Source organism: Winogradskyella sp. PE311 (genome assembly GCF_046545555.1).
In the GTDB taxonomy this organism is placed as follows: Bacteria; Bacteroidota; Bacteroidia; order Flavobacteriales; family Flavobacteriaceae; genus Winogradskyella.
This window is the reverse complement of the sequence record NZ_JBHZTH010000005.1, coordinates 29,461-47,765: the sequence shown is the minus strand read 5'-3', so window position 1 is coordinate 47,765 and position 18,305 is coordinate 29,461. Positions and strand designations below refer to the sequence as shown.

Sequence of the window (18,305 nt, the reverse complement as noted above, 5' to 3'; positions counted from 1 at the left end):
AAATTAACTAGAGGTAAATTGAAAGAATTTCAACTTAAGATGCCCAAAATGGGAGAAAGTATAACCGAAGGAACAATCATCAATTGGTTGGTTTCCGAAGGAGATTCATTTGAAGAAGGTGATATTATCATAGAAGTCGCAACAGATAAGGTTGATAACGAGGTTCCAGCTCCCGCTTCAGGGACTTTAGTTAAAACTATTTTTCAGGCCAAAGATGTCGTTCCTGTTGGAGAAGTTATTGCCTTACTAGAAGTTTCTGATGCAGTTAAAACATCTAAGACGGAAAAATCATCTAGTTCTAAGGTAATCAAAGAAAAAGCGAAACCGAAAACTCAGAAATCAACTGAAAAACCATTGACTTCAACGTCGTTTTCTACCTCAAATTCAAACACATTCTTTTCGCCTTTAATTATTTCAATAGCAAAAGAACAGCATATAAGTTTTGAAGAACTAGCCCGAATTCCAGCAACTGGAAACGATGGGAGATTACGTAAAAGTGATTTATTTCAATATATAGAAGAGGGACGACCTTATAAATTTGCACAACCCATTACTAAAGACCCAACGGTATATCGTATACCGCAATTGACATTTGAAAAAGGAAAAGGGAAAATTGTAGAAATGGACCGTATGCGTCAGATGATTGCTGACCATATGGTCTATTCTAAGCACACGTCACCACATGTGACGGCTTACGTAGAGGCAGATTTAACGAATATGGTTAATTGGAGAAACGCTAATAAAGTGGCTTTCCAAGAAAAGCATGGGGAGCGTTTAACATTCACACCTTTATTTGTTGAGGCTGTAGCAAAAGCAGTTAAGGATTTCCCGAATATTAATGCATCAGTTGATGGGAATAATATCATAATTAAAGAAGATATTAATATTGGTATGGCAACTGCTCTACCAAGTGGAAACTTAATTGTGCCTGTCGTTAAAAATGCAGATGCTAAAGATTTAAAAGCTTTAGCTACCAATGTCAATGAGCTTGCTCAAAAAGCAAGAGAAAATAAGTTGTCTGGTGATGACATAAAAGGAAGCACGTTTACTATTTCTAATGTAGGAACCTTTGGAAGTGTTATGGGAACACCAATCATCAATCAACCAGAGGTAGCTATTCTCGCATTAGGAATAATAAAGAAACGACCAGAAGTTATCGAAACTGAAAACGGAGATGAAATCGCTATTAGAAGTATGATGTACTTATCGCTTTCTTTTGATCATCGTGTCGTTGATGGCTTTTTAGGCGGAAGTTTTGTGCGAAGAGTTGCTGATTATTTTGAACAATTTGATACCAACAGAAAAATATAAAGATTTGTCATTCTGAACGTGTTTCAGGATCTCATAAACCTAAAATATGAGTTACAATATAAATATTACCAAAGTAGAAAAATCTAGAGTAGATGCTTTAGATTTTAACAACATTCCATTAGGAACCACATTCACAGATCATATGTTTATTTGTGATTTTGAAAATGGAGAATGGGTAAATCCAAGAATTGTTCCTATGGGAATGATCCCAACGCATCCAGCAGCTATGGCACTACATTATGGTCAGGCTATATTCGAAGGCATGAAGGCTTATAAGGATAGTAAAGGTGAACCAATGCTGTTTAGACCAGAGGATAATGCTAAGCGTATGAATTTGAGTGCTGATCGTATGGGAATGCCAAAAGTATCAGAAGATTTATTTGTTGATGGACTCAAAGAATTAGTCGGTTTAGAACATAATTGGATTCCGCCAAAGGATGGAAGCGCATTATATTTGAGACCATTTATGTATGCAGATGAGCCATTTATTGGTATGAGAGCAGCTACACATTATAAGTTTATTATTATGGCTTCACCAGCTGGACCATTTTTTAGTAAGCGTATAAGGTTATGGGCAGAAAAACAATATATAAGAGCTGCACATGGAGGAACAGGTGAAGCAAAAGCTGCTGGAAATTACGCAGCTGCAATTCGACCTACAGAACTAGCAAAATCAAAAGGTTACGACCAAGTATTATGGTTAGATGCTGCTGAACATAAATACATTCAAGAAGTGGGTACGATGAATATCTTCTTCAAAATTAAAGGAGAGTTTATTACCCCAGAATTGGATGGGTCAGTTTTGCATGGCATAACGCGAGCTAGTGTAATTGAAATGCTTAAGGCTATGAATTATAAGGTGACTGAGCGCAAAATTACTATTGATGAAATAAAAGAAGCTTCAGCGAACGGAACTTTAGAAGAGGCCTTTGGTACAGGAACGGCTGTGGGTATTGCATATATTCAAGAAATAGGTATTGAAGGTGAAACCATTCATGTATCTGATGAAAGTCCTATAGGTTTAGAAGTTAATGATACTTTAAATGCTATTAAAACAGGTCAGCTAGAAGATAAATTTGGATGGATGACTAAAGTGGAAAAGGAATTAGTATAAATGAAAAAAGAAATACTAAAGAAAGCATTTTCAAAGCTTTGCACTGCCAAGGCTATGACTGAATTATACGAAGCCAATTTTAAGCAGGTTTCCAAGTATGTTCATGCAACCTCTCGTGGTCATGAAGCTATTCAAATTGCTTTAGGCTTACAGTTATTACCACAAGATTATGCATTTCCATATTACAGAGATGATGCGATGTTATTATCATTTGGCTTAGAGCCTTATGATTTAATGTTGCAATTGTTAGCAAAGAAAGACGATCCCTTTTCTGCAGGAAGAAGTTATTATTCGCATCCCAGTTTAAAGGATGACGATAAACCTAAAATCCCACATCAATCTTCTGCAACTGGTATGCAAGCGATTCCTGCAACAGGTGTTGCTATGGGAATGCAATACAAAGAATTACAAGGACTTGACGACCTCTCGACTGCGCTCGAGGAGACAAATACTGTCCGTTCGAGCGCAGTCGAGAACTCTTTAAAACCAATAACGGTTTGTAGTCTAGGTGACGCTTCAGTAACAGAAGGAGAAATCGCAGAAGCTTTTCAGATGGCAGCCTTAAAACAAATGCCAATTCTATATTTAGTTCAAGATAATGGTTGGGATATTTCGGCTAATGAAGCCGAAACTAGAGCGCAGAATGCAGCAGAATATGCAGCAGGATTTCACGGTTTAGAAGCCATCTCAATAGATGGAGCAAACTTTAAAGAAAGTTATGAAGCTTTAGAAAAGGTAATTGCTACTATACGTAAAGAACGACGACCATTTTTAGTTCATGCTAAAGTTCCATTATTAAATCATCATACGTCTGGAGTACGGATGGAATGGTATAGGGATGATTTGGACGAAGCACGTTCTAGAGATCCTTACCCAGTACTTAAGCAACAATTACTTGAAGGAGGTTTTTCTGAAAAGGAAATAGAAACTATAGAAAGTTCTGCAATAGAAAAAGTTCAATCTGATTTTGGAAGAGCCTTAAAAGCAGAAGACCCAAAGCCAGAAGATTTATTCACAAACGATTTTGTACCAACTCCAATAACAGAAGAAAAAGGAATACGTGAACCAGAAGGTGCTGAAAAAGTAGTGATGGTTGATTGTGCTTTATTCGCAGTTGAAGAACTGATGAAAGAGCATAAAGAATGTTTGTTGTATGGACAAGATGTTGGAGGACGCTTAGGTGGAGTATTTAGAGAAGCGGCTACATTAGCACAAAAATTTGGTGACGATCGCGTTTTTAATACACCAATACAAGAAGCGTTTATCGTTGGTTCTACTGTTGGTATGTCAGCGGTTGGATTGAAACCAATAGTTGAAGTTCAGTTCGCCGATTATATTTGGCCAGGCTTAAATCAATTATTTACAGAGGTTAGTAGAAGTTGTTATCTCTCTAACGGAAAATGGCCAGTGAGTATGATTTTAAGAGTACCAATTGGTGCTTATGGGAGTGGTGGACCTTACCATTCTTCTTCTGTCGAAAGTGTGGTAACTAATATTCGAGGTATTAAAATTGCCTATCCAAGTAACGGAGCAGATTTAAAAGGTTTGATGAAAGCTGCGTATCACGACCCCAATCCCGTGGTGATTTTAGAACATAAAGGTTTGTACTGGTCTAAAGTGCCAGGGACTCAAGGAGCAACTTCTGTTGAACCAAGTGAAGACTATGTCTTACCACTTGGAAAGGCTTGGGTTTTACAAGAAATCTGGAAACAAGAAAATGTAGAAACACTTACCATTGTAACTTATGGTATGGGAGTACATTGGGCAATCAATGCTTCAGAAGAAATGGGTATGCAAGACCAAATTGAAGTTATTGATTTGCGTACACTTTACCCATTAGATGAAAACACAATTATGAAGTCTGTTAAGAAAACAGGTAAATGTTTAGTGGTAACTGAAGAACCATCTAATAATAGTTTTGCCAACGCATTGGCAGGGAAAATCCAAGAAGAGTGCTTCAAACATCTCGATGCACCAGTACTGACTATTGGTAGTGAGAACATGCCAGCAATTCCATTAAATTCAACATTGGAGCAAACAATGATTCCTTCAACGGAAAAGGTGAAAGTGAAAATTGAGGCTTTAATTAATTATTAGACATTTTCTGTATATTTAAGAAGATTTAAAATCAATTAAATGCTAACCAAAAAGCGATACTCAGTCTTAGACATGGTGCTATGGACCAGAGGTGAGACACTCATATATCTTCTTTATGCTGGGATTATAACAATTCTTTACAAAGTTTTAGGATTCACATTTTTAAATGTACCATGGACACCTGTAGCACTTATTGGTACAGCAGTAGCATTTTTAGTAGGTTTTCAGAACAACTCGGCATACGGTCGTATTTGGGAGGCTCGGATGATTTGGGGAGCCATTGTTAATACATCACGTACTTGGGGAATGAAAATTCAAGATATGGTTTCTAATGAGTATTGTGATGAGCCGATCTCTGATGATGAATTAAAAAATCATAAGAAGGTCCTCATTTACAGGCATATTGCGTGGATGACTGCTTTGCGGTACGCCATGCGTCAAAAGAAAAGTTGGGAGACACAACATCAATCAAAAACAAATAGAGAGTGGAGTAATATGATTCATACTCCTGAAGAGGTTTCAACCCTAGATGATAATCTAATGATGTATTTGTCTGAAGAAGAACGTTTATACGTATTGTCAAAAGGGAATAAACAAACAGCACTTTTATATTTACAATCTAAGCACATAAGACGACTAAAGGAGAAAGGTGTTATTTGGGAGTTTGCTTTTCTTGAGTTAGAAAATGTATTGGAGTCTCTTTTAACACACCAAGGTAAATCAGAACGTATCAAAAATTTTCCTTATCCTAGACAATATGCGAGCTTAGGACTTTATTTAACTAGAGTTTTTACAATACTAATTCCATTTGGGTTAATTCCAGAATTTGCAGAAATCGGTGATACTATGGTGAATGACTTTTATATAGTCGGTAAATATTTTATTTGGATTGCCATACCTTTTTGTGCAATAGTCTCTTGGGCGTTTCATACCATGGAACGTTTAGCTAGAACTGGTGAGAATCCTTTTGAAGGAGGGCCTAATGATGTTCCAATTTCAACAATTGCTAGAGGAATAGAAATTGATTTGAGGCAAATGTTAGATGAGGATTCTAGTGAAATTCCTAGTCAGTTTCCTGAAGAAAAGAATGTTCAGATGTAAACAATAAAAAAGCCTATCTAAAAGATAGATAGGCTTCATTCTAAAAGATTTAAAGTATATAATTATATAACTTTTACATTTACTGCATTTAATCCTTTTTTACCTTCTGTTAAATCGAATTCAACATTGTCACCTTCTCTTACTTCATCAACTAAACCAGAAATGTGTACAAAATGCTCTTTTCCGCTTCCTTCTTCTGTTATGAATCCAAAACCTTTAGAGTCATTAAAAAATTTTACTGTACCAGTACTCATATTATAATATATTTAATTAAGTGCCAAAGGTAGTCTAATTAGTTGAATATCAATCATTTTGATGTCTTTATTTAAAAGAGGTGATAAAGGAGGTTAACTATCTAACTGTTAGCTCTTAATCTTAACAATAAGGTTTGTTAAATCGGATACTCTGATAAAGGTTTAGTGAATTTTTCTGGATCTGCAGCTAAGTGATACCTCGGATCGTCGATGTCTTCTATAATAACTTTTTCAAATTTTGGGCTGGCTTTTCGTAGTAATATTTTACAATCTTCACTTAAATGTTTAAGTTTAATTGATTTGCCTTCTGCTTCATATTTTTCGACTAAGTTGTAAATAGCTTCTAAAGCCGAATGATCACTTACTCGAGATTCTACAAAATCTATTTCTACATTATCAGGATCATTTTTAGCATCGAACTTAGCGTTAAAATTCTGTATAGATCCAAAGAATAAAGGTCCCCAGATTTCGTATGTTTTTGTTCCGTTTTCTTGCATACGTTTACGTGCTCGAATCATTGTTGCATTTTTCCAAGCAAAGACTAAGGCAGAAATAATAACACCAGCAATTACGGCTACAGCTAAATCTTTCCATACTGTTATAGCAGAAACTGCAATTAATACAATTGCATCTGAAATAGGAATCTTTCTTATAATTCTAAAACTAGACCAAGCAAAAGTGCCAATTACAACCATAAACATAACACCGACTAATGCAGCAATGGGTATTTGTTCTATTAATGGAGCACCGAATAAGACAAAGCAGAGTAATGCTATTGCTGCAACTGCCCCAGATAATCGACCTCGTCCTCCAGAATCAACGTTAATGATTGATTGACCAATCATAGCGCAGCCTCCCATACCACCAAAAAAACCATTTAACATATTTGCTCCACCTTGCGCTATACATTCTCTATTTCCGCTACCTCTTGTTTCTGTCATTTCATCAATAAGATTCAACGTCATTAATGATTCTATTAGACCAACTGCAGCTAGAATAAATGCTGTTGATAGAATTAATCCCCAATGCCCAGATAAGGTTCCGAAAAAGCCAAATATTTGATCTTGAAATGTAGGTAATCCTCCTTCTAACCCTTTGCCACCACCATCAGCAATAAAAGAACCAACTGTGCTCATTTCTATACCTCCTAAAATTGTAATACCAGCAACGACTATAATAGCGATTAAGGCTGCAGGAATCTTTTTTGTGAGTTTAGGTAGACCGTACATAATTCCCATTGTTAAACCAATGAATCCCATCATTTTCCAGAATGCTTGATTTGAGAATAATGAAGAAAACCAATCAGAAGTATTTGACCAAATGGAAATATCTTTTGGAACTGCATTTGGAAACAATCCAAGTTGAGAAAGGAAAATAACAATAGCTAAACCATTGACAAAACCCATCATTACTGGATGCGGAATCAAACGGACAAATTTTCCTAGTTTAAAGAGACCTGCTAAAATTTGTATACCACCAACAAATAATAATGTGATGAATAACCATTGTAAGCCTAAGTTTTCAATTGGTGCATCAAGTGCTAAGCCAACTTCATTACCTTTTTGAATCAAATGTACCATAACTACAGCCATTGCTCCAGTTGCCCCAGAGATCATTCCTGGTCTACCACCAAACAAAGCTGTAACAATACCCATCATAAAAGCACCATAAAGTCCAACAAGTGGGTCAACACCCGCAACAAATGCAAATGCGACAGCTTCAGGCACTAATGCAAGAGCAACAGTTAGTCCAGAAAGGATATCATTCTTTGGGTTTTGAGTAAAGTTTTTTCTAGTAGTTTGGCCTAATATCATAATACTTATCCTTAAAAGTCGGCAAATATATAGTATTTAGAATTAACCTTTAGGTTTAGTATTAAACTAAAAAAGCACTAAAAAAATTAGTGCTTTGAATTTTTAAATGCTAAGATTTATTTCGCTGGAGGAAATTGTTCCATAGTTTTTGATACGAATTCTTTAATTCTGGCTTCTTTCTTGTCTACATTTCTCGTAACAAGATGTCCAGTACCAGAACCTTGCCATATCAGCTCTTTTTTATTAGCATCAACTAAATCAATATAGAGCATACCTTCAGTTCTAGTGGAAACTTGGTTACCGCCTCCCCAGCCTAATCCTGGGCCCCATCCCCAACCCCATCGGTTGAAACCTCCCCATCCCCAAGCACCAGCTCCCCAAGCATTGTTGTAGATGTCTACACGTTGGTTTGCTTTAGTGAAAATGCTAACAAGCATATCCGGATTTTCTGATTTGGTCATTCCCTTGGCCATTAATTCTGACTCAATAGCGCGGAGTATTCTTCGTTTATCGATGTCATTAATTTCTGCTTTATCAATACCTGGCTTAAAAAAAGCGAAGGTTTTGTATTGTTCAAAATTTGCTTGCTGATCATAATCTGCTGCAACTCTTACAGAACTGCATGAAGATAAAAGCATTACTAGCATTAAAGCGGGTGTGAGTTTGAGTAATTTTTTCATATAGCTATTATTTAAATGGTTTCTAATAAACTTTCATCTACTGTGTTTGGTAATGTTACTTTTAAATTTGGTTCATTTTCCATAGCGCGTTTTATTGCGAAAATTGCCCCTTCATTTCTGGCCCAACTTCTTCTGGAAATACCATTATTAACATCCCAAAACAACATTTGCTTTAAACGTTTAGATGATTCTTTAGTACCATCAAGAACCATACCAAAACCACCATTTATTACTTCTCCCCAGCCAACACCGCCTCCATTGTGTATACTCACCCATGTTGCACCCCTAAAACTATCACCTATAACATTGTGTATAGCCATATCTGCGGTAAAACGAGACCCGTCATAGATGTTACTTGTTTCTCTGTATGGCGAGTCTGTTCCTGAAACGTCATGATGATCTCGCCCAAGAATGATCGTGTTAATTTCATTATTAGCAATGGCATTATTAAATGCTTGTGCGATTTTCATTCGCCCTTCAGCATCTGCATATAAAATTCGGGCTTGAGATCCTACAACTAAATTATTATCCTGAGCTCCTTTAATCCATTTAATGTTATCAGCCATTTGTTGCTGAATTTCTTTTGGTGAATCTTTCATTATTTTTTCTAGTACTGTACAAGCAATCTCATCAGTTTTTGCCAAATCCTCTGGCTTACCTGAAGCACAAACCCATCTAAAAGGACCAAAACCATAATCAAAACACATTGGTCCCATAATATCTTGAACATAGCTAGGGTATTTAAACTCGCGACCTATTGTTGGGTTATCGGACATTACATCTGCACCTGCACGAGAAGCTTCTAATAAAAAGGCATTACCATAATCGAAAAAATAAGTACCTTTTGCAGTATGCTTATTAATTGCTTTTGTGTGTCGACGTAAGGTTTCTTTTACCTTTGCTTTAAATAATTCCGGTTGATTAGCCATTAAAGTATTTGCTTCTTCATAGGATAATTCTGTCGGATAGTAGCCTCCAGCCCATGGGTTGTGCAATGAGGTTTGGTCACTCCCTAAATCTACATGAATATTGGCTTCGTCAAATTTTTCCCATACATCAACTATGTTTCCTAAGTAAGCAATTGAAATGACTTCCTCTTCAGCTTTTGCTTTTTTTACTCGTGACACAAGTTCATTTAAGTCTGTGATTTTTTCATCTATCCAACCTTGATCTAATCTTATTTGTGTAATTTTTGGATTAACCTCTGCGCAAACCGTAATACATCCAGCAATGTTTCCTGCTTTTGGCTGTGCGCCAGACATACCTCCAAGTCCTGAGGTTACAAATAGATTACCTTTAGGTTCTTTTCCTATTTTCCTAAACCCATTAAGAACAGTTATTGTCGTCCCATGCACAATGCCTTGAGGGCCTATATACATGTAACTACCTGCAGTCATCTGTCCATATTGAGTAACACCTAGTGCATTAAATTTTTCCCAATCATCTGGTTTAGAATAATTAGGAATCATCATACCATTAGTGACCACAACTCTTGGTGCTTCCTTATGAGATGGAAATAAACCCATAGGATGACCAGAGTATATTACTAAGGTTTGTTCTTCGTTCATCTCCGCTAAATATTTCATTGTTATTCTATATTGCGCCCAATTTGAGAATACACCTCCATTACCACCATAAGTAATAAGTTCGTGAGGGTGCTGTGCAACAGCATAGTCTAAATTATTCTGAATCATCAGCATTATAGCTGCTGCTTGTTTTGATTTAGCAGGATAGTCATCAATTGGTCTTGCATACATTTTATAGTCTGGTCTAAGACGATACATGTAGATGCGACCATAAGTGGCTAATTCGTTTTTAAATTCTGGTAATAAAACGGAATGATGTTTATTATCGAAATAACGTAATGCATTTCTAAGTGCCAATTTTTCTTCTTCTTGAGACAAAATTGTTTTACGCTTAGGCGCATGATTTATCGAAGAATCGTAAGCTTTTTGCTGAGGTAATATATTCGGAATACCTTCTAATATTTGGTCTTTAAATGTCATTTTACAGTTAGTTTAGATTAATACTTATTCTTTTAAATAAGCTTAATCTATGGGTAGCGAATATCCACACGATGGTGTGTGTTTTTAACCTTTACTTTATAAGTCATTAAAAAAGTGTCCAATTTTATTTTTTTTGAGAATTCGTTTTTTTATTAAAGCCGTAAGGACAATGTCTGCATCCACTTTCGCAGCAGTAACCACGTTTTAAATGGTATTGTTCTGTAAAACAACGGTAACCTTCTGGTGTTAAGTAGTAATCGTCATCCTCTATGGGCACATATTTTTTCATCTTTAACAAAGATAATGTAAATTGGATTGATTTTTGAATACAATAAATTGTGATTTTAATTTCAAAATATATTGTACCGAGAGGTTATATTGGTTTAACAATATTTCCTTTTATGTTTTTAAAGTATAAAGCTTTAAAGGAGAATATGATTTTAGTTAATCATGAGAAAATTCACTTGAGGCAACAGCTAGAGTTATTAATTATTCCATTTTTTATTATCTATAGTATCGAGTTTTTAATAAGGTTTATACATTGCAGAAAATGGAGTTTAGCTTACAAAAATATTTCATTTGAAAGAGAAGCTTACGAGAATGAAAACGATTTAGGCTTTCTTCAAAAAAAATCATTTTGGAGTTTTATACAGTATTTTTGAAATGTCAATGCAGAATTCTCTAACCTCTTTAGTTCAACAGATTTTGTTGAAAAACGAAAAAAATGTTCAGCTTTATATAAAGCGTGAAGATTTGATTCATCCTTTTATATCAGGAAATAAATATCGAAAACTTAAATACAACATTAAGAAGGCTAAAAGTATAAATAAAGCAAAAATTTTAACTTTTGGAGGTGCATATTCTAATCATATTGCTGCAACTGCTTGGGCAGGTAAAGAATCTGGTCTCGCAACTATTGGAGTAATAAGAGGTGAGGAATTGGAAAAGCGAATTAATGAAAACCCGACTTTGAGTTTTGCGCAATCTTGTGGAATGCAGTTTCTTTTTATTACACGTGAAGAATACCGAAATAAATCTAATCTGGAATTTATAGAAATTTTAAAATCAAAATTTGGCGACTTTTATTTAATTCCTGAAGGAGGAACAAACGAACTAGCGGTAAAAGGATGTGAAGAAATACTTAATGACGACGATTCTATATTTAATTTTATTTGCACCTGTGTTGGCACAGGTGGTACTATTTCAGGATTAATTAATACTTCAGAAAAACATCAAAAAATATTAGGCTTTCCTGCTTTAAAAGGTGATTTTTTACAAGAAGATATTCGTAAATTTGCAAAACAAGATAATTGGAGGCTTATATTGCAATATCATTTTGGTGGATATGGTAAAATAAACACAGAATTAATAACGTTTATAAATAGTTTTAAAAATAAATATGATATTCCTTTGGACCCAATATATACTGGAAAAATGATGTTTGGAATATGCGATCTGATAGCTAAGAATTATTTTCCAGAAAATTCAAAAGTATTAATAATTCATACAGGCGGCTTACAAGGTATATCTGGTATGAATTTAAGATTGAAAAGAAAAAATTTACCATTAATTGAAGAATGAACATAAGATTTCATCATATAGTTTTACTTTTTGTAACCCTAGCTTTTAGTTGCGGTCCAAAAAAAGGGATTGTTACGAAAAAGAAAGAGGAAAAGAATAAAACAGAAACCGTTAAAGTAAGGGAAAATACTACCACCTCTAAAGTTGATGACAATAAGAAAGTAAAAACAACCAAACCGCCTTCATCTACTGATAATTATATTTTAACATACGCCTCTATTGCAAAAGATGAGATGCGTAAATCTAAAATACCCGCAAGTATAACATTAGCCCAAGGTATACTTGAGTCTGGTTCGGGACGCGGTCGACTAGCTGTAAAGGCGAACAATCACTTCGGTATAAAATGCCACGGTTGGAAAGGTGCTAAAATTTACCATGACGACGATGCTGCTCAAGAATGTTTTAGAAAATATAAAATAGCGCAATCCTCTTATGAGGATCATTCAGATTTTTTAACAGGCAGAAAGCGTTATGCAAAGCTTTTTAAGTTAAAATCTAGTGATTATAAAGGTTGGGCCAGAGGTTTAAAAGCTGCAGGTTACGCCACGGATAGAAAATATCCGCAGAAACTTATTAGTCTAATAGAGCGCTACAAGCTTTATGAATATGACGAAGAAGTATTAGGGAATAGTAATACCGAATTGGTAAGGGTTAATAGTGGTGTAGTTAGGTATACAATCGAAAAAGGTGATACGTTGTATGCTCTAGCTAAGCGCTATGGTACTAGTGTGGAGCGAATTAAAGATTTAAATAATATGACTTCTAATGACCTGGTTATAGGTGAAGAAATCATGATTCCGAATTAATATTATGTTATATCAAAGAAGTAGTGCTTTGTTTAAAGAAGCACAACAAGTTATACCAGGAGGTGTAAACTCTCCTGTTAGAGCATTTAAAGCAGTTGGAGGTACTCCTATTTTTGCAAAATCGGCAAAAGGAGCTTATGTTTTCGATGAAGATGGAAATCGTTTTATTGATTACATAAATTCTTGGGGACCAATGCTACTTGGGCATGCATATCCGCCTGTTGTAGATGCTGTGGTCGACAAGGCAAAAGCAGGAACATCATTTGGAATGCCTACTGCGTTAGAAACCGAAATAGCAGAATTGGCTATTTCAATGGTGCCAAACATTGATAAAATTCGTTTCGTTAATTCTGGGACAGAAGCATGTATGAGTGCTATTAGATTGGCTCGTGGTTTTACTAAGAGAGATAAGATTATAAAATTTGCTGGTTGTTATCATGGTCATAGTGATTCTTTCCTTATAGCTGCAGGTAGTGGTGCAATAACTTTTGGTACGCCGAATAGTCCTGGTGTAACAAAGGGAACGGCAAAGGATACTTTGCTAGCGAGTTATAATGATATTTCTAATGTAGAATCTTTAGTTAAAGCTAATAGTAATGAAGTTGCGGCTATAATTGTAGAGCCTGTAGCTGGTAATATGGGATGTATTCCGCCAAGGGATGGATTCCTTGAAGGTTTGAGAACTATTTGTGATGCGCACGGTATTTTATTAATTTTTGATGAAGTTATGACTGGTTTTAGATTAGCAAAAGGTGGTGTACAAGAGCTAAGTAAAGTTAATGCGGATATTGTGTGTTTTGGAAAAGTAGTTGGAGGTGGACTGCCTGTTGGAGCTTTTGCAGCAAGAAATGAAATTATGAATCATTTAGCTCCTTTAGGGCCAGTATATCAAGCGGGTACGCTAAGTGGCAATCCTTTGGCTATGGCCGCTGGTTTAGCAATGCTAAAATCCATTAAATCGGATAAAGGATTAATGAGTCGGTTAGAAGAGAAAACAAAATATTTGCATCATGGAATTACGGATGCTTTAAATAAAAATAACGTCACTCATACTATTAATAGAATTGGATCTATGATTTCTGTTCATTTTACACAAGAACAAGTAGTTGATTTTGAATCAGCTGCTAAAGGAAATAATGAAACTTTCAAGAAATTCTTTCACGGTATGTTAGATCGAGGGATTTATATTGCGCCTAGTGCTTTCGAAACATGGTTTATAACAGATGCACTTACTTATCAAGATTTAAATGAAACCATTTCGGCGGTAGAGGAGATTGCTAAAGATTTATAACAAAAAAAGCTTCGCAAACGCGAAGCTTTATTATTTGAAACTATAATATTGTTATTCTTCTGAAAACGTAAGGTAACGCTCAAATTGCTCGTCATTTAAAATAGCTTTCATTTTTGTTTCTAATAAGGTGTTAATCTTGCCAACAGCAGCTTCTTTTACAACTTTAGCCGTTTTTAAATCTAAAGTAGCTTGTGTATATTCTTGCACTGCTAAGTAAACTTTATCTCTTTGGTCGTTATCAAATTTTATAAACTTTCTAAGCGCTTCTGTTTTTTCTGCTGCTATAGCGTTAACTTCTGATTTGTTATTTTGAGCCATTGCAGATTCTGTTCCTAAAAACATTGCAAATACAAACAAACAGAGTGTGATGATTTTTTTCATTTCGGATTTTTTAATTAATTGGCTCTAAAGTAATAATTTTATTTAATTAAATAAAAAAGTATCGACGAATCGATACTTTTTAGTTTAATCTTCTAGGTTTAATCTCGTTTTTTACCCCTTTTAGATCTATTCTGTCGCTTAGAAGGCTTCATTTTCTCGAACTTAGCGTATTGCTCTGGTGTTAATATAGTTTTCATTTGACGCTTCATGGCTATTGCTTTGTCTAGCTTATTGTTTTGCATTTCAAGACGTTCTTCTCTTGAAGGTCTTTCCTTTTCTGATTTATCTGCTTTGCGCTCTTCCCTCATTTTTTGCATATCCTTAGCTTCCGCCAAAATAATATTATGTACTTGTTTTTGTTGACTTTCACTTAAATCTAGGTGTAGCGTTAATTTTTTAGATTTAAGATCTGCAATATCTTTAGGTGACATATCTCTTAGGTTTTGAGCCATTTCTTTACGTTCTTTTTTACCTCTTCTTTCTTGCTGTGCCATCCCATTTATTGTAAATAGAGCTAAAGCAACAATTACTAATTTTTTCATTTTATATTGTTTTATGTTTCGCTAATTAAGACCTCAACAATTCTAATTGGTTTAAATCGAAAACTATTTTTAACAGAATAATTAACATTTATTGTTTTTGTATAAGCTTCAAAGTTGTTTTATACAAATCACCTTTATTAATTTTTTGTTTTAACCAGGCGTAAAAACTAATAACAAAAATGTCTTCTTTATTTGCAGTATTACGCTCAAAGGCTTCCTCTACATCTGTTTTAAAGGTCTTGCTGGTTAGGTAATTATGGTTTTTATAGATTTTCTCTGCGAGATTTAAGAATTTTAGAATTCTTGTTTGTCCAATTTGTTTTAAATAGTTACTGTAACTGCGCTTAAAGCTTCTTAATCTTGAGATTAATAATGCATCAGATTCTAATTCTATATATAGTAAAATCTCGGCAACATTTTTTTTAATTACCCAATCTATACTGGCTTTTTCTATATACCACTGATCTGTATGGTAAAATTTAGACAGAACGGACTTTGCTTTTAGTAATTGACCTTTTTGAAAGTAGAACATTAAAAGTGATAAATGTAAATCTAAGAGTGATTCAATATCATTATGCTTTTTTTTTAAAATAGTTTCTGCTAACGATATGGCCTTATCTTGATTGTCTGTATAGTTGTGATTGAGCGCTTCAACTAATGTTTTCTTAAGTATAAATTCCTTAAAATATACCCCTTTTTTTAGAAGCATTAAATCTTCCATCTCCTTTAAATAGTTTAATGAAGACGTGAATTTTTTGTTTCTAAAGAGTGTGTTTGCAATTATATATGAGATATAAATTTGATAATATAATTGTTTGTTTGTCTCTTTTTTTCTTTTTAGAATCTCATAACTTTTTAGTACAAAGCTTTCGATTTCGTAATATCTATTAGTTACAAGAGCTGAGATATTTGCTATTGCTAAAATTTGATACAATGATTTAAATGATAGAGATTCGTTTAGTTCTATGTCAGTAGATTTGAGAATGTCATTAAGTTCTATTTCAAAATTTATGATTTTGCTTTCGTGGCTTATTGAATTTAAAACAGTTTTTAATTTTGCATAGACGATATTCAATTGATCTTCTAATTGGTGTTTGTTCTGATTTTCTTTTTGTTTACGAATAAGATCTTCAAGATTTATTTTTGGATAGTTAGGTGCGTACTGAATTTTGGTATGGTAGATTTCGTTGAGAATAGGGTATAAAAGATTTTCATCTGCTAAATACTCGGCTTTATCTAATATTTTATAAGCGACTTGGTAGTTTTTTTGGATAAGGAATGTCCGAGATGCTAATATGTATTTAATGATTTGCATATCTATAGAGTTTTCATCCTCTAGATTTTTATTAGCTGTAAAATCTATTAAGGATTGAAAAAGTCGTTTTCTAAGAGCATGGTAAGCATTACTGTTTTTAGTTTGATATAATTGGTTACAGATTGCTTTAGAGTCTAATGTAGATTTAGATAATAGTTTAAATAAATCAATGTTTTTTGCGTCTTTGCGCTTATTCTTTTTTTGAAGATAAGTGATGAATTTTTGCTCATCATCTAGATTTAGGGTGCCAATTATTGAATCTAATGCAATCATTTAGTCGTCATTAATTAATTTATAAAGGTTATAATACATGTAATATATAAAAATAAGAGTATAATATATCGTCAGTATTAGGGTTTTGTTTGTTTTAATAGATTTTAGTTTTGTTGCAGATTTGTTCTGTAATCATTAAAACAAAATATTATGAATTATCAAACTACTGTATCCTTAAAGGATGACGAAAAAGTAAAAGTGAAGAGCAAGGACAAACAAATTTATAACCACAAACCAACTCCTGCATTTATTGGTGCCTCCTGGACAGCATTATTGATCGGTATGGTTTCTTATTGCGTTGGACTTTGGAATGCCACTATGGAGCTTAATGAAAAAGGGTATTATTTTACAATATTACTGTTTGGACTTTTTTCTGTAATATCCGTTCAGAAGGCGGTAAGGGACAAGTTAGAAGATATACAGGTAACAGATATGTACTATGGGATTAGTTGGTTTACTTCAATAGCAGCCATTACACTATTAGTAATTGGTCTATGGAATGCGGACTTAGAATTAAGTGAAAAAGGATTTTACGCTATGTCATTTACTTTAAGCCTTTTTGCTGCAATTGCAGTACAAAAGAATACTAGAGATGTAGCATATATTGATAATAAAATAGAAGCTAAAGACGACTAAAACTAGTTTTGATGATGGTTAGTTAGTAACCTAAAGCCTCGCAGAATGGTTTAGAGCTGCGAGGTTTTAAAATTTTTATAATATGAAACATTCAAAATTAGAAATCATAATTTTTGGTTTAACAATTATAAGTTCATTATTCTTTTTATTCCTTTTTTTAAATTTCACTTATCTAAAGTTAGATTTTGTTCTGATAGGCGTATTTCAAGAGTTATTGTCAATTCCATTTATGTTGCTTCAGCCAATTCTATTTATAATTTTGATTTTGAAATTGTTTAAAAAGGATGAGAAGTTATCTTTTATTTTATGGGTTTCTATGCTCATTTTAATGTTTTCTATATCTGCAATTATCTGTAGTTTTTTGAATTTAGGATAAAATTGAAATTTGCTATGTCAAATAAATTAACAAAATACTTAACGGATTTTTCGAGCTTTAAGCTAACACGACCAATCTCTGACAAAGTTAGGTTGTTAGAAATTATTGGTGTAGTACTCACAGGAATTGGAAAATTCGTTTTTATGGATTATCTCAATTGGCGATTGCCTTTTGTTGTTTTTGCAATTATAATTTGGTCATTCTATGTTTTTTATCGTTACAAAAAAGACAGGAATGTACTTAAAGATTGGGGTTTTCGTAGAGATAATTTTAAGATTGTATTTAGATTGATTTTACCATTTTCTGTACTTTCTATAGTTTCTTTTTTTATGATAGGGTATATTCAAGGAACAATCAATATGACTTGGCATATTATCCCATTGTTAATTACATATCCCATTTGGGGAATTGTTCAGCAGTTTTTAACCATAGGTTTGTTGGCTGGTAACTTAAAAGACCTTAAGAGAGTAAAGCTTAAAAACAGTATAATTATACTATTAACAGCCGTATTTTTCTCATTAGTGCACTTTCCCTCTTTATGGTTAATGTCTGGGACATTTATCTTGGCTTTGTTTTATGGCTACGTGTATTTAAAAGCAAAGAATATTTATGTTCTTGGTTTGCTGCATGGTTGGCTTGGAGCTTTATTTTATTATACGGTTCTTAATCAAGATCCATTTTTGGATATATTTTTAAAATACATCTAGTATTCATTTTTTACTATCTT

At 33.9% G+C, this 18,305-nt stretch carries 18 protein-coding genes; 10 read left to right on the top strand and 8 right to left on the bottom strand.

The genetic code is table 11. From position 1 onward, the window contains the following. The first annotated feature begins 39 nt into the window (after positions 1 to 39). The 4 genes from ACFWU4_RS14150 to ACFWU4_RS14135 are packed head-to-tail and all read left to right on the top strand — an operon-like array spanning position 40 to position 5,623. A complete protein-coding gene (locus ACFWU4_RS14150; RefSeq protein ID WP_411129337.1) occupies positions 40 to 1,311 on the top strand; it encodes a dihydrolipoamide acetyltransferase family protein in 1,272 nt (423 codons plus the stop codon). A 46-nt stretch (positions 1,312 to 1,357) separates the two neighbouring features. Beyond that, positions 1,358 to 2,425 carry a branched-chain amino acid aminotransferase gene (locus tag ACFWU4_RS14145; RefSeq protein ID WP_411129009.1) on the top strand — a complete coding sequence of 356 codons (1,068 nt, stop codon included), beginning with the start codon at positions 1,358 to 1,360 and terminating at the stop codon, positions 2,423 to 2,425. Further along, positions 2,426 to 4,522: a thiamine pyrophosphate-dependent enzyme gene (locus ACFWU4_RS14140; RefSeq protein ID WP_411129007.1), complete on the top strand. Its 2,097-nt coding sequence runs from the start codon at positions 2,426 to 2,428 to the stop codon at positions 4,520 to 4,522. 39 nt (positions 4,523 to 4,561) lie between these two features. Then, positions 4,562 to 5,623, top strand: a complete 1,062-nt coding sequence (locus tag ACFWU4_RS14135; RefSeq protein WP_411129006.1) for a bestrophin family protein — start codon at positions 4,562 to 4,564, stop codon at positions 5,621 to 5,623. 62 nt (positions 5,624 to 5,685) lie between these two features. On the opposite strand, the gene ACFWU4_RS14130 is transcribed toward ACFWU4_RS14135, so the two are convergent. The 5 genes from ACFWU4_RS14130 to ACFWU4_RS14110 form a co-directional block, all read right to left on the bottom strand. Further along, positions 5,686 to 5,877, bottom strand: coding sequence for a cold-shock protein (locus ACFWU4_RS14130; protein WP_299101828.1), 192 nt, complete (start codon positions 5,875 to 5,877; stop codon positions 5,686 to 5,688). Between the two features lie 137 nt (positions 5,878 to 6,014). Then, positions 6,015 to 7,691, bottom strand: coding sequence for a SulP family inorganic anion transporter (locus ACFWU4_RS14125; RefSeq protein WP_411129004.1), 1,677 nt, complete (start codon positions 7,689 to 7,691; stop codon positions 6,015 to 6,017). Between the two features lie 116 nt (positions 7,692 to 7,807). Beyond that, complete coding sequence (locus tag ACFWU4_RS14120; RefSeq protein WP_411129002.1) at positions 7,808 to 8,371, bottom strand: DUF4136 domain-containing protein; 564 nt, start codon at positions 8,369 to 8,371, stop codon at positions 7,808 to 7,810. 11 nt (positions 8,372 to 8,382) lie between these two features. Further along, the gene (locus ACFWU4_RS14115; protein ID WP_411129000.1) at positions 8,383 to 10,377 is read right to left on the bottom strand and encodes a urocanate hydratase; all 1,995 of its coding nucleotides are present in this window, start codon (positions 10,375 to 10,377) and stop codon (positions 8,383 to 8,385) included. A 124-nt stretch (positions 10,378 to 10,501) separates the two neighbouring features. Further along, positions 10,502 to 10,666 (bottom strand): DUF5522 domain-containing protein, encoded by a 165-nt coding sequence (locus ACFWU4_RS14110; protein WP_411128998.1) that lies wholly within the window; start codon positions 10,664 to 10,666, stop codon positions 10,502 to 10,504. Positions 10,667 to 10,715: 49 nt separating this feature from the next. Here ACFWU4_RS14110 and ACFWU4_RS14105 point away from each other — a divergent pair, with 49 nt between their 5' ends. Genes ACFWU4_RS14105 through hemL form a run of 4 tightly spaced genes read left to right on the top strand, consistent with a single transcriptional unit; the run spans position 10,716 to position 14,055 of the window. After that, a complete protein-coding gene (locus tag ACFWU4_RS14105) occupies positions 10,716 to 11,039 on the top strand; it encodes a hypothetical protein (RefSeq protein WP_411128996.1) in 324 nt (107 codons plus the stop codon). A 7-nt stretch (positions 11,040 to 11,046) separates the two neighbouring features. Next, a complete protein-coding gene (locus ACFWU4_RS14100; protein ID WP_411128994.1) occupies positions 11,047 to 11,958 on the top strand; it encodes a 1-aminocyclopropane-1-carboxylate deaminase/D-cysteine desulfhydrase in 912 nt (303 codons plus the stop codon). Beyond that, positions 11,955 to 12,764, top strand: a complete 810-nt coding sequence (locus tag ACFWU4_RS14095; protein WP_411128992.1) for a glucosaminidase domain-containing protein — start codon at positions 11,955 to 11,957, stop codon at positions 12,762 to 12,764. The genes ACFWU4_RS14100 and ACFWU4_RS14095 overlap by 4 nt, the downstream gene beginning before the upstream one ends. A 4-nt stretch (positions 12,765 to 12,768) precedes the next feature. Then, positions 12,769 to 14,055 carry a glutamate-1-semialdehyde 2,1-aminomutase gene (gene hemL, locus ACFWU4_RS14090; protein WP_411128990.1) on the top strand — a complete coding sequence of 429 codons (1,287 nt, stop codon included), beginning with the start codon at positions 12,769 to 12,771 and terminating at the stop codon, positions 14,053 to 14,055. Between the two features lie 51 nt (positions 14,056 to 14,106). On the opposite strand, the gene ACFWU4_RS14085 is transcribed toward hemL, so the two are convergent. From ACFWU4_RS14085 to ACFWU4_RS14075, 3 genes are all read right to left on the bottom strand, one after another. Next, on the bottom strand, positions 14,107 to 14,436 hold the full coding sequence (locus ACFWU4_RS14085; RefSeq protein WP_411128988.1) for a hypothetical protein: 330 nt from the start codon (positions 14,434 to 14,436) through the stop codon (positions 14,107 to 14,109). A gap of 98 nt (positions 14,437 to 14,534) precedes the next feature. Further along, positions 14,535 to 14,978, bottom strand: coding sequence for a Spy/CpxP family protein refolding chaperone (locus ACFWU4_RS14080; RefSeq protein WP_411128986.1), 444 nt, complete (start codon positions 14,976 to 14,978; stop codon positions 14,535 to 14,537). 88 nt (positions 14,979 to 15,066) lie between these two features. Beyond that, positions 15,067 to 16,566 (bottom strand): hypothetical protein, encoded by a 1,500-nt coding sequence (locus ACFWU4_RS14075; protein WP_411128984.1) that lies wholly within the window; start codon positions 16,564 to 16,566, stop codon positions 15,067 to 15,069. A 150-nt stretch (positions 16,567 to 16,716) separates the two neighbouring features. Between ACFWU4_RS14075 and yiaA the strand changes: the two genes are divergently transcribed. Both yiaA and ACFWU4_RS14065 read left to right on the top strand, forming a co-directional pair. Then, complete coding sequence (gene yiaA / locus ACFWU4_RS14070; RefSeq protein WP_411128982.1) at positions 16,717 to 17,202, top strand: inner membrane protein YiaA; 486 nt, start codon at positions 16,717 to 16,719, stop codon at positions 17,200 to 17,202. A gap of 390 nt (positions 17,203 to 17,592) precedes the next feature. Continuing rightward, complete coding sequence (locus ACFWU4_RS14065; protein ID WP_411128980.1) at positions 17,593 to 18,285, top strand: type II CAAX prenyl endopeptidase Rce1 family protein; 693 nt, start codon at positions 17,593 to 17,595, stop codon at positions 18,283 to 18,285. The last annotated feature ends 20 nt before the right edge of the window (positions 18,286 to 18,305 follow it).

Excerpts from the sequence above, each read along its gene's own strand:
- ACFWU4_RS14125 (WP_411129004.1), bottom strand. The coding sequence starts at position 7,691 with ATGATATTAGGCCAAACTACTAGAAAAAACTTTACTCAAAACCCAAAG.
- ACFWU4_RS14080 (WP_411128986.1), bottom strand. The coding sequence starts at position 14,978 with ATGAAAAAATTAGTAATTGTTGCTTTAGCTCTATTTACAATAAATGGG.
- ACFWU4_RS14065 (WP_411128980.1), top strand. The coding sequence starts at position 17,593 with ATGTCAAATAAATTAACAAAATACTTAACGGATTTTTCGAGCTTTAAG.
- ACFWU4_RS14135 (WP_411129006.1), top strand. The coding sequence starts at position 4,562 with ATGCTAACCAAAAAGCGATACTCAGTCTTAGACATGGTGCTATGGACC.
- ACFWU4_RS14130 (WP_299101828.1), bottom strand. The coding sequence starts at position 5,877 with ATGAGTACTGGTACAGTAAAATTTTTTAATGACTCTAAAGGTTTTGGA.
- ACFWU4_RS14075 (WP_411128984.1), bottom strand. The coding sequence starts at position 16,566 with ATGATTGCATTAGATTCAATAATTGGCACCCTAAATCTAGATGATGAG.
- yiaA (WP_411128982.1), top strand. The coding sequence starts at position 16,717 with ATGAATTATCAAACTACTGTATCCTTAAAGGATGACGAAAAAGTAAAA.
- hemL (WP_411128990.1), top strand. The coding sequence starts at position 12,769 with ATGTTATATCAAAGAAGTAGTGCTTTGTTTAAAGAAGCACAACAAGTT.
- ACFWU4_RS14110 (WP_411128998.1), bottom strand. The coding sequence starts at position 10,666 with ATGAAAAAATATGTGCCCATAGAGGATGACGATTACTACTTAACACCA.
- ACFWU4_RS14100 (WP_411128994.1), top strand. The coding sequence starts at position 11,047 with ATGCAGAATTCTCTAACCTCTTTAGTTCAACAGATTTTGTTGAAAAAC.
- ACFWU4_RS14085 (WP_411128988.1), bottom strand. The coding sequence starts at position 14,436 with ATGAAAAAAATCATCACACTCTGTTTGTTTGTATTTGCAATGTTTTTA.
- ACFWU4_RS14115 (WP_411129000.1), bottom strand. The coding sequence starts at position 10,377 with ATGACATTTAAAGACCAAATATTAGAAGGTATTCCGAATATATTACCT.
- ACFWU4_RS14095 (WP_411128992.1), top strand. The coding sequence starts at position 11,955 with ATGAACATAAGATTTCATCATATAGTTTTACTTTTTGTAACCCTAGCT.
- ACFWU4_RS14140 (WP_411129007.1), top strand. The coding sequence starts at position 2,426 with ATGAAAAAAGAAATACTAAAGAAAGCATTTTCAAAGCTTTGCACTGCC.
- ACFWU4_RS14145 (WP_411129009.1), top strand. The coding sequence starts at position 1,358 with ATGAGTTACAATATAAATATTACCAAAGTAGAAAAATCTAGAGTAGAT.
- ACFWU4_RS14120 (WP_411129002.1), bottom strand. The coding sequence starts at position 8,371 with ATGAAAAAATTACTCAAACTCACACCCGCTTTAATGCTAGTAATGCTT.
- ACFWU4_RS14150 (WP_411129337.1), top strand. The coding sequence starts at position 40 with ATGCCCAAAATGGGAGAAAGTATAACCGAAGGAACAATCATCAATTGG.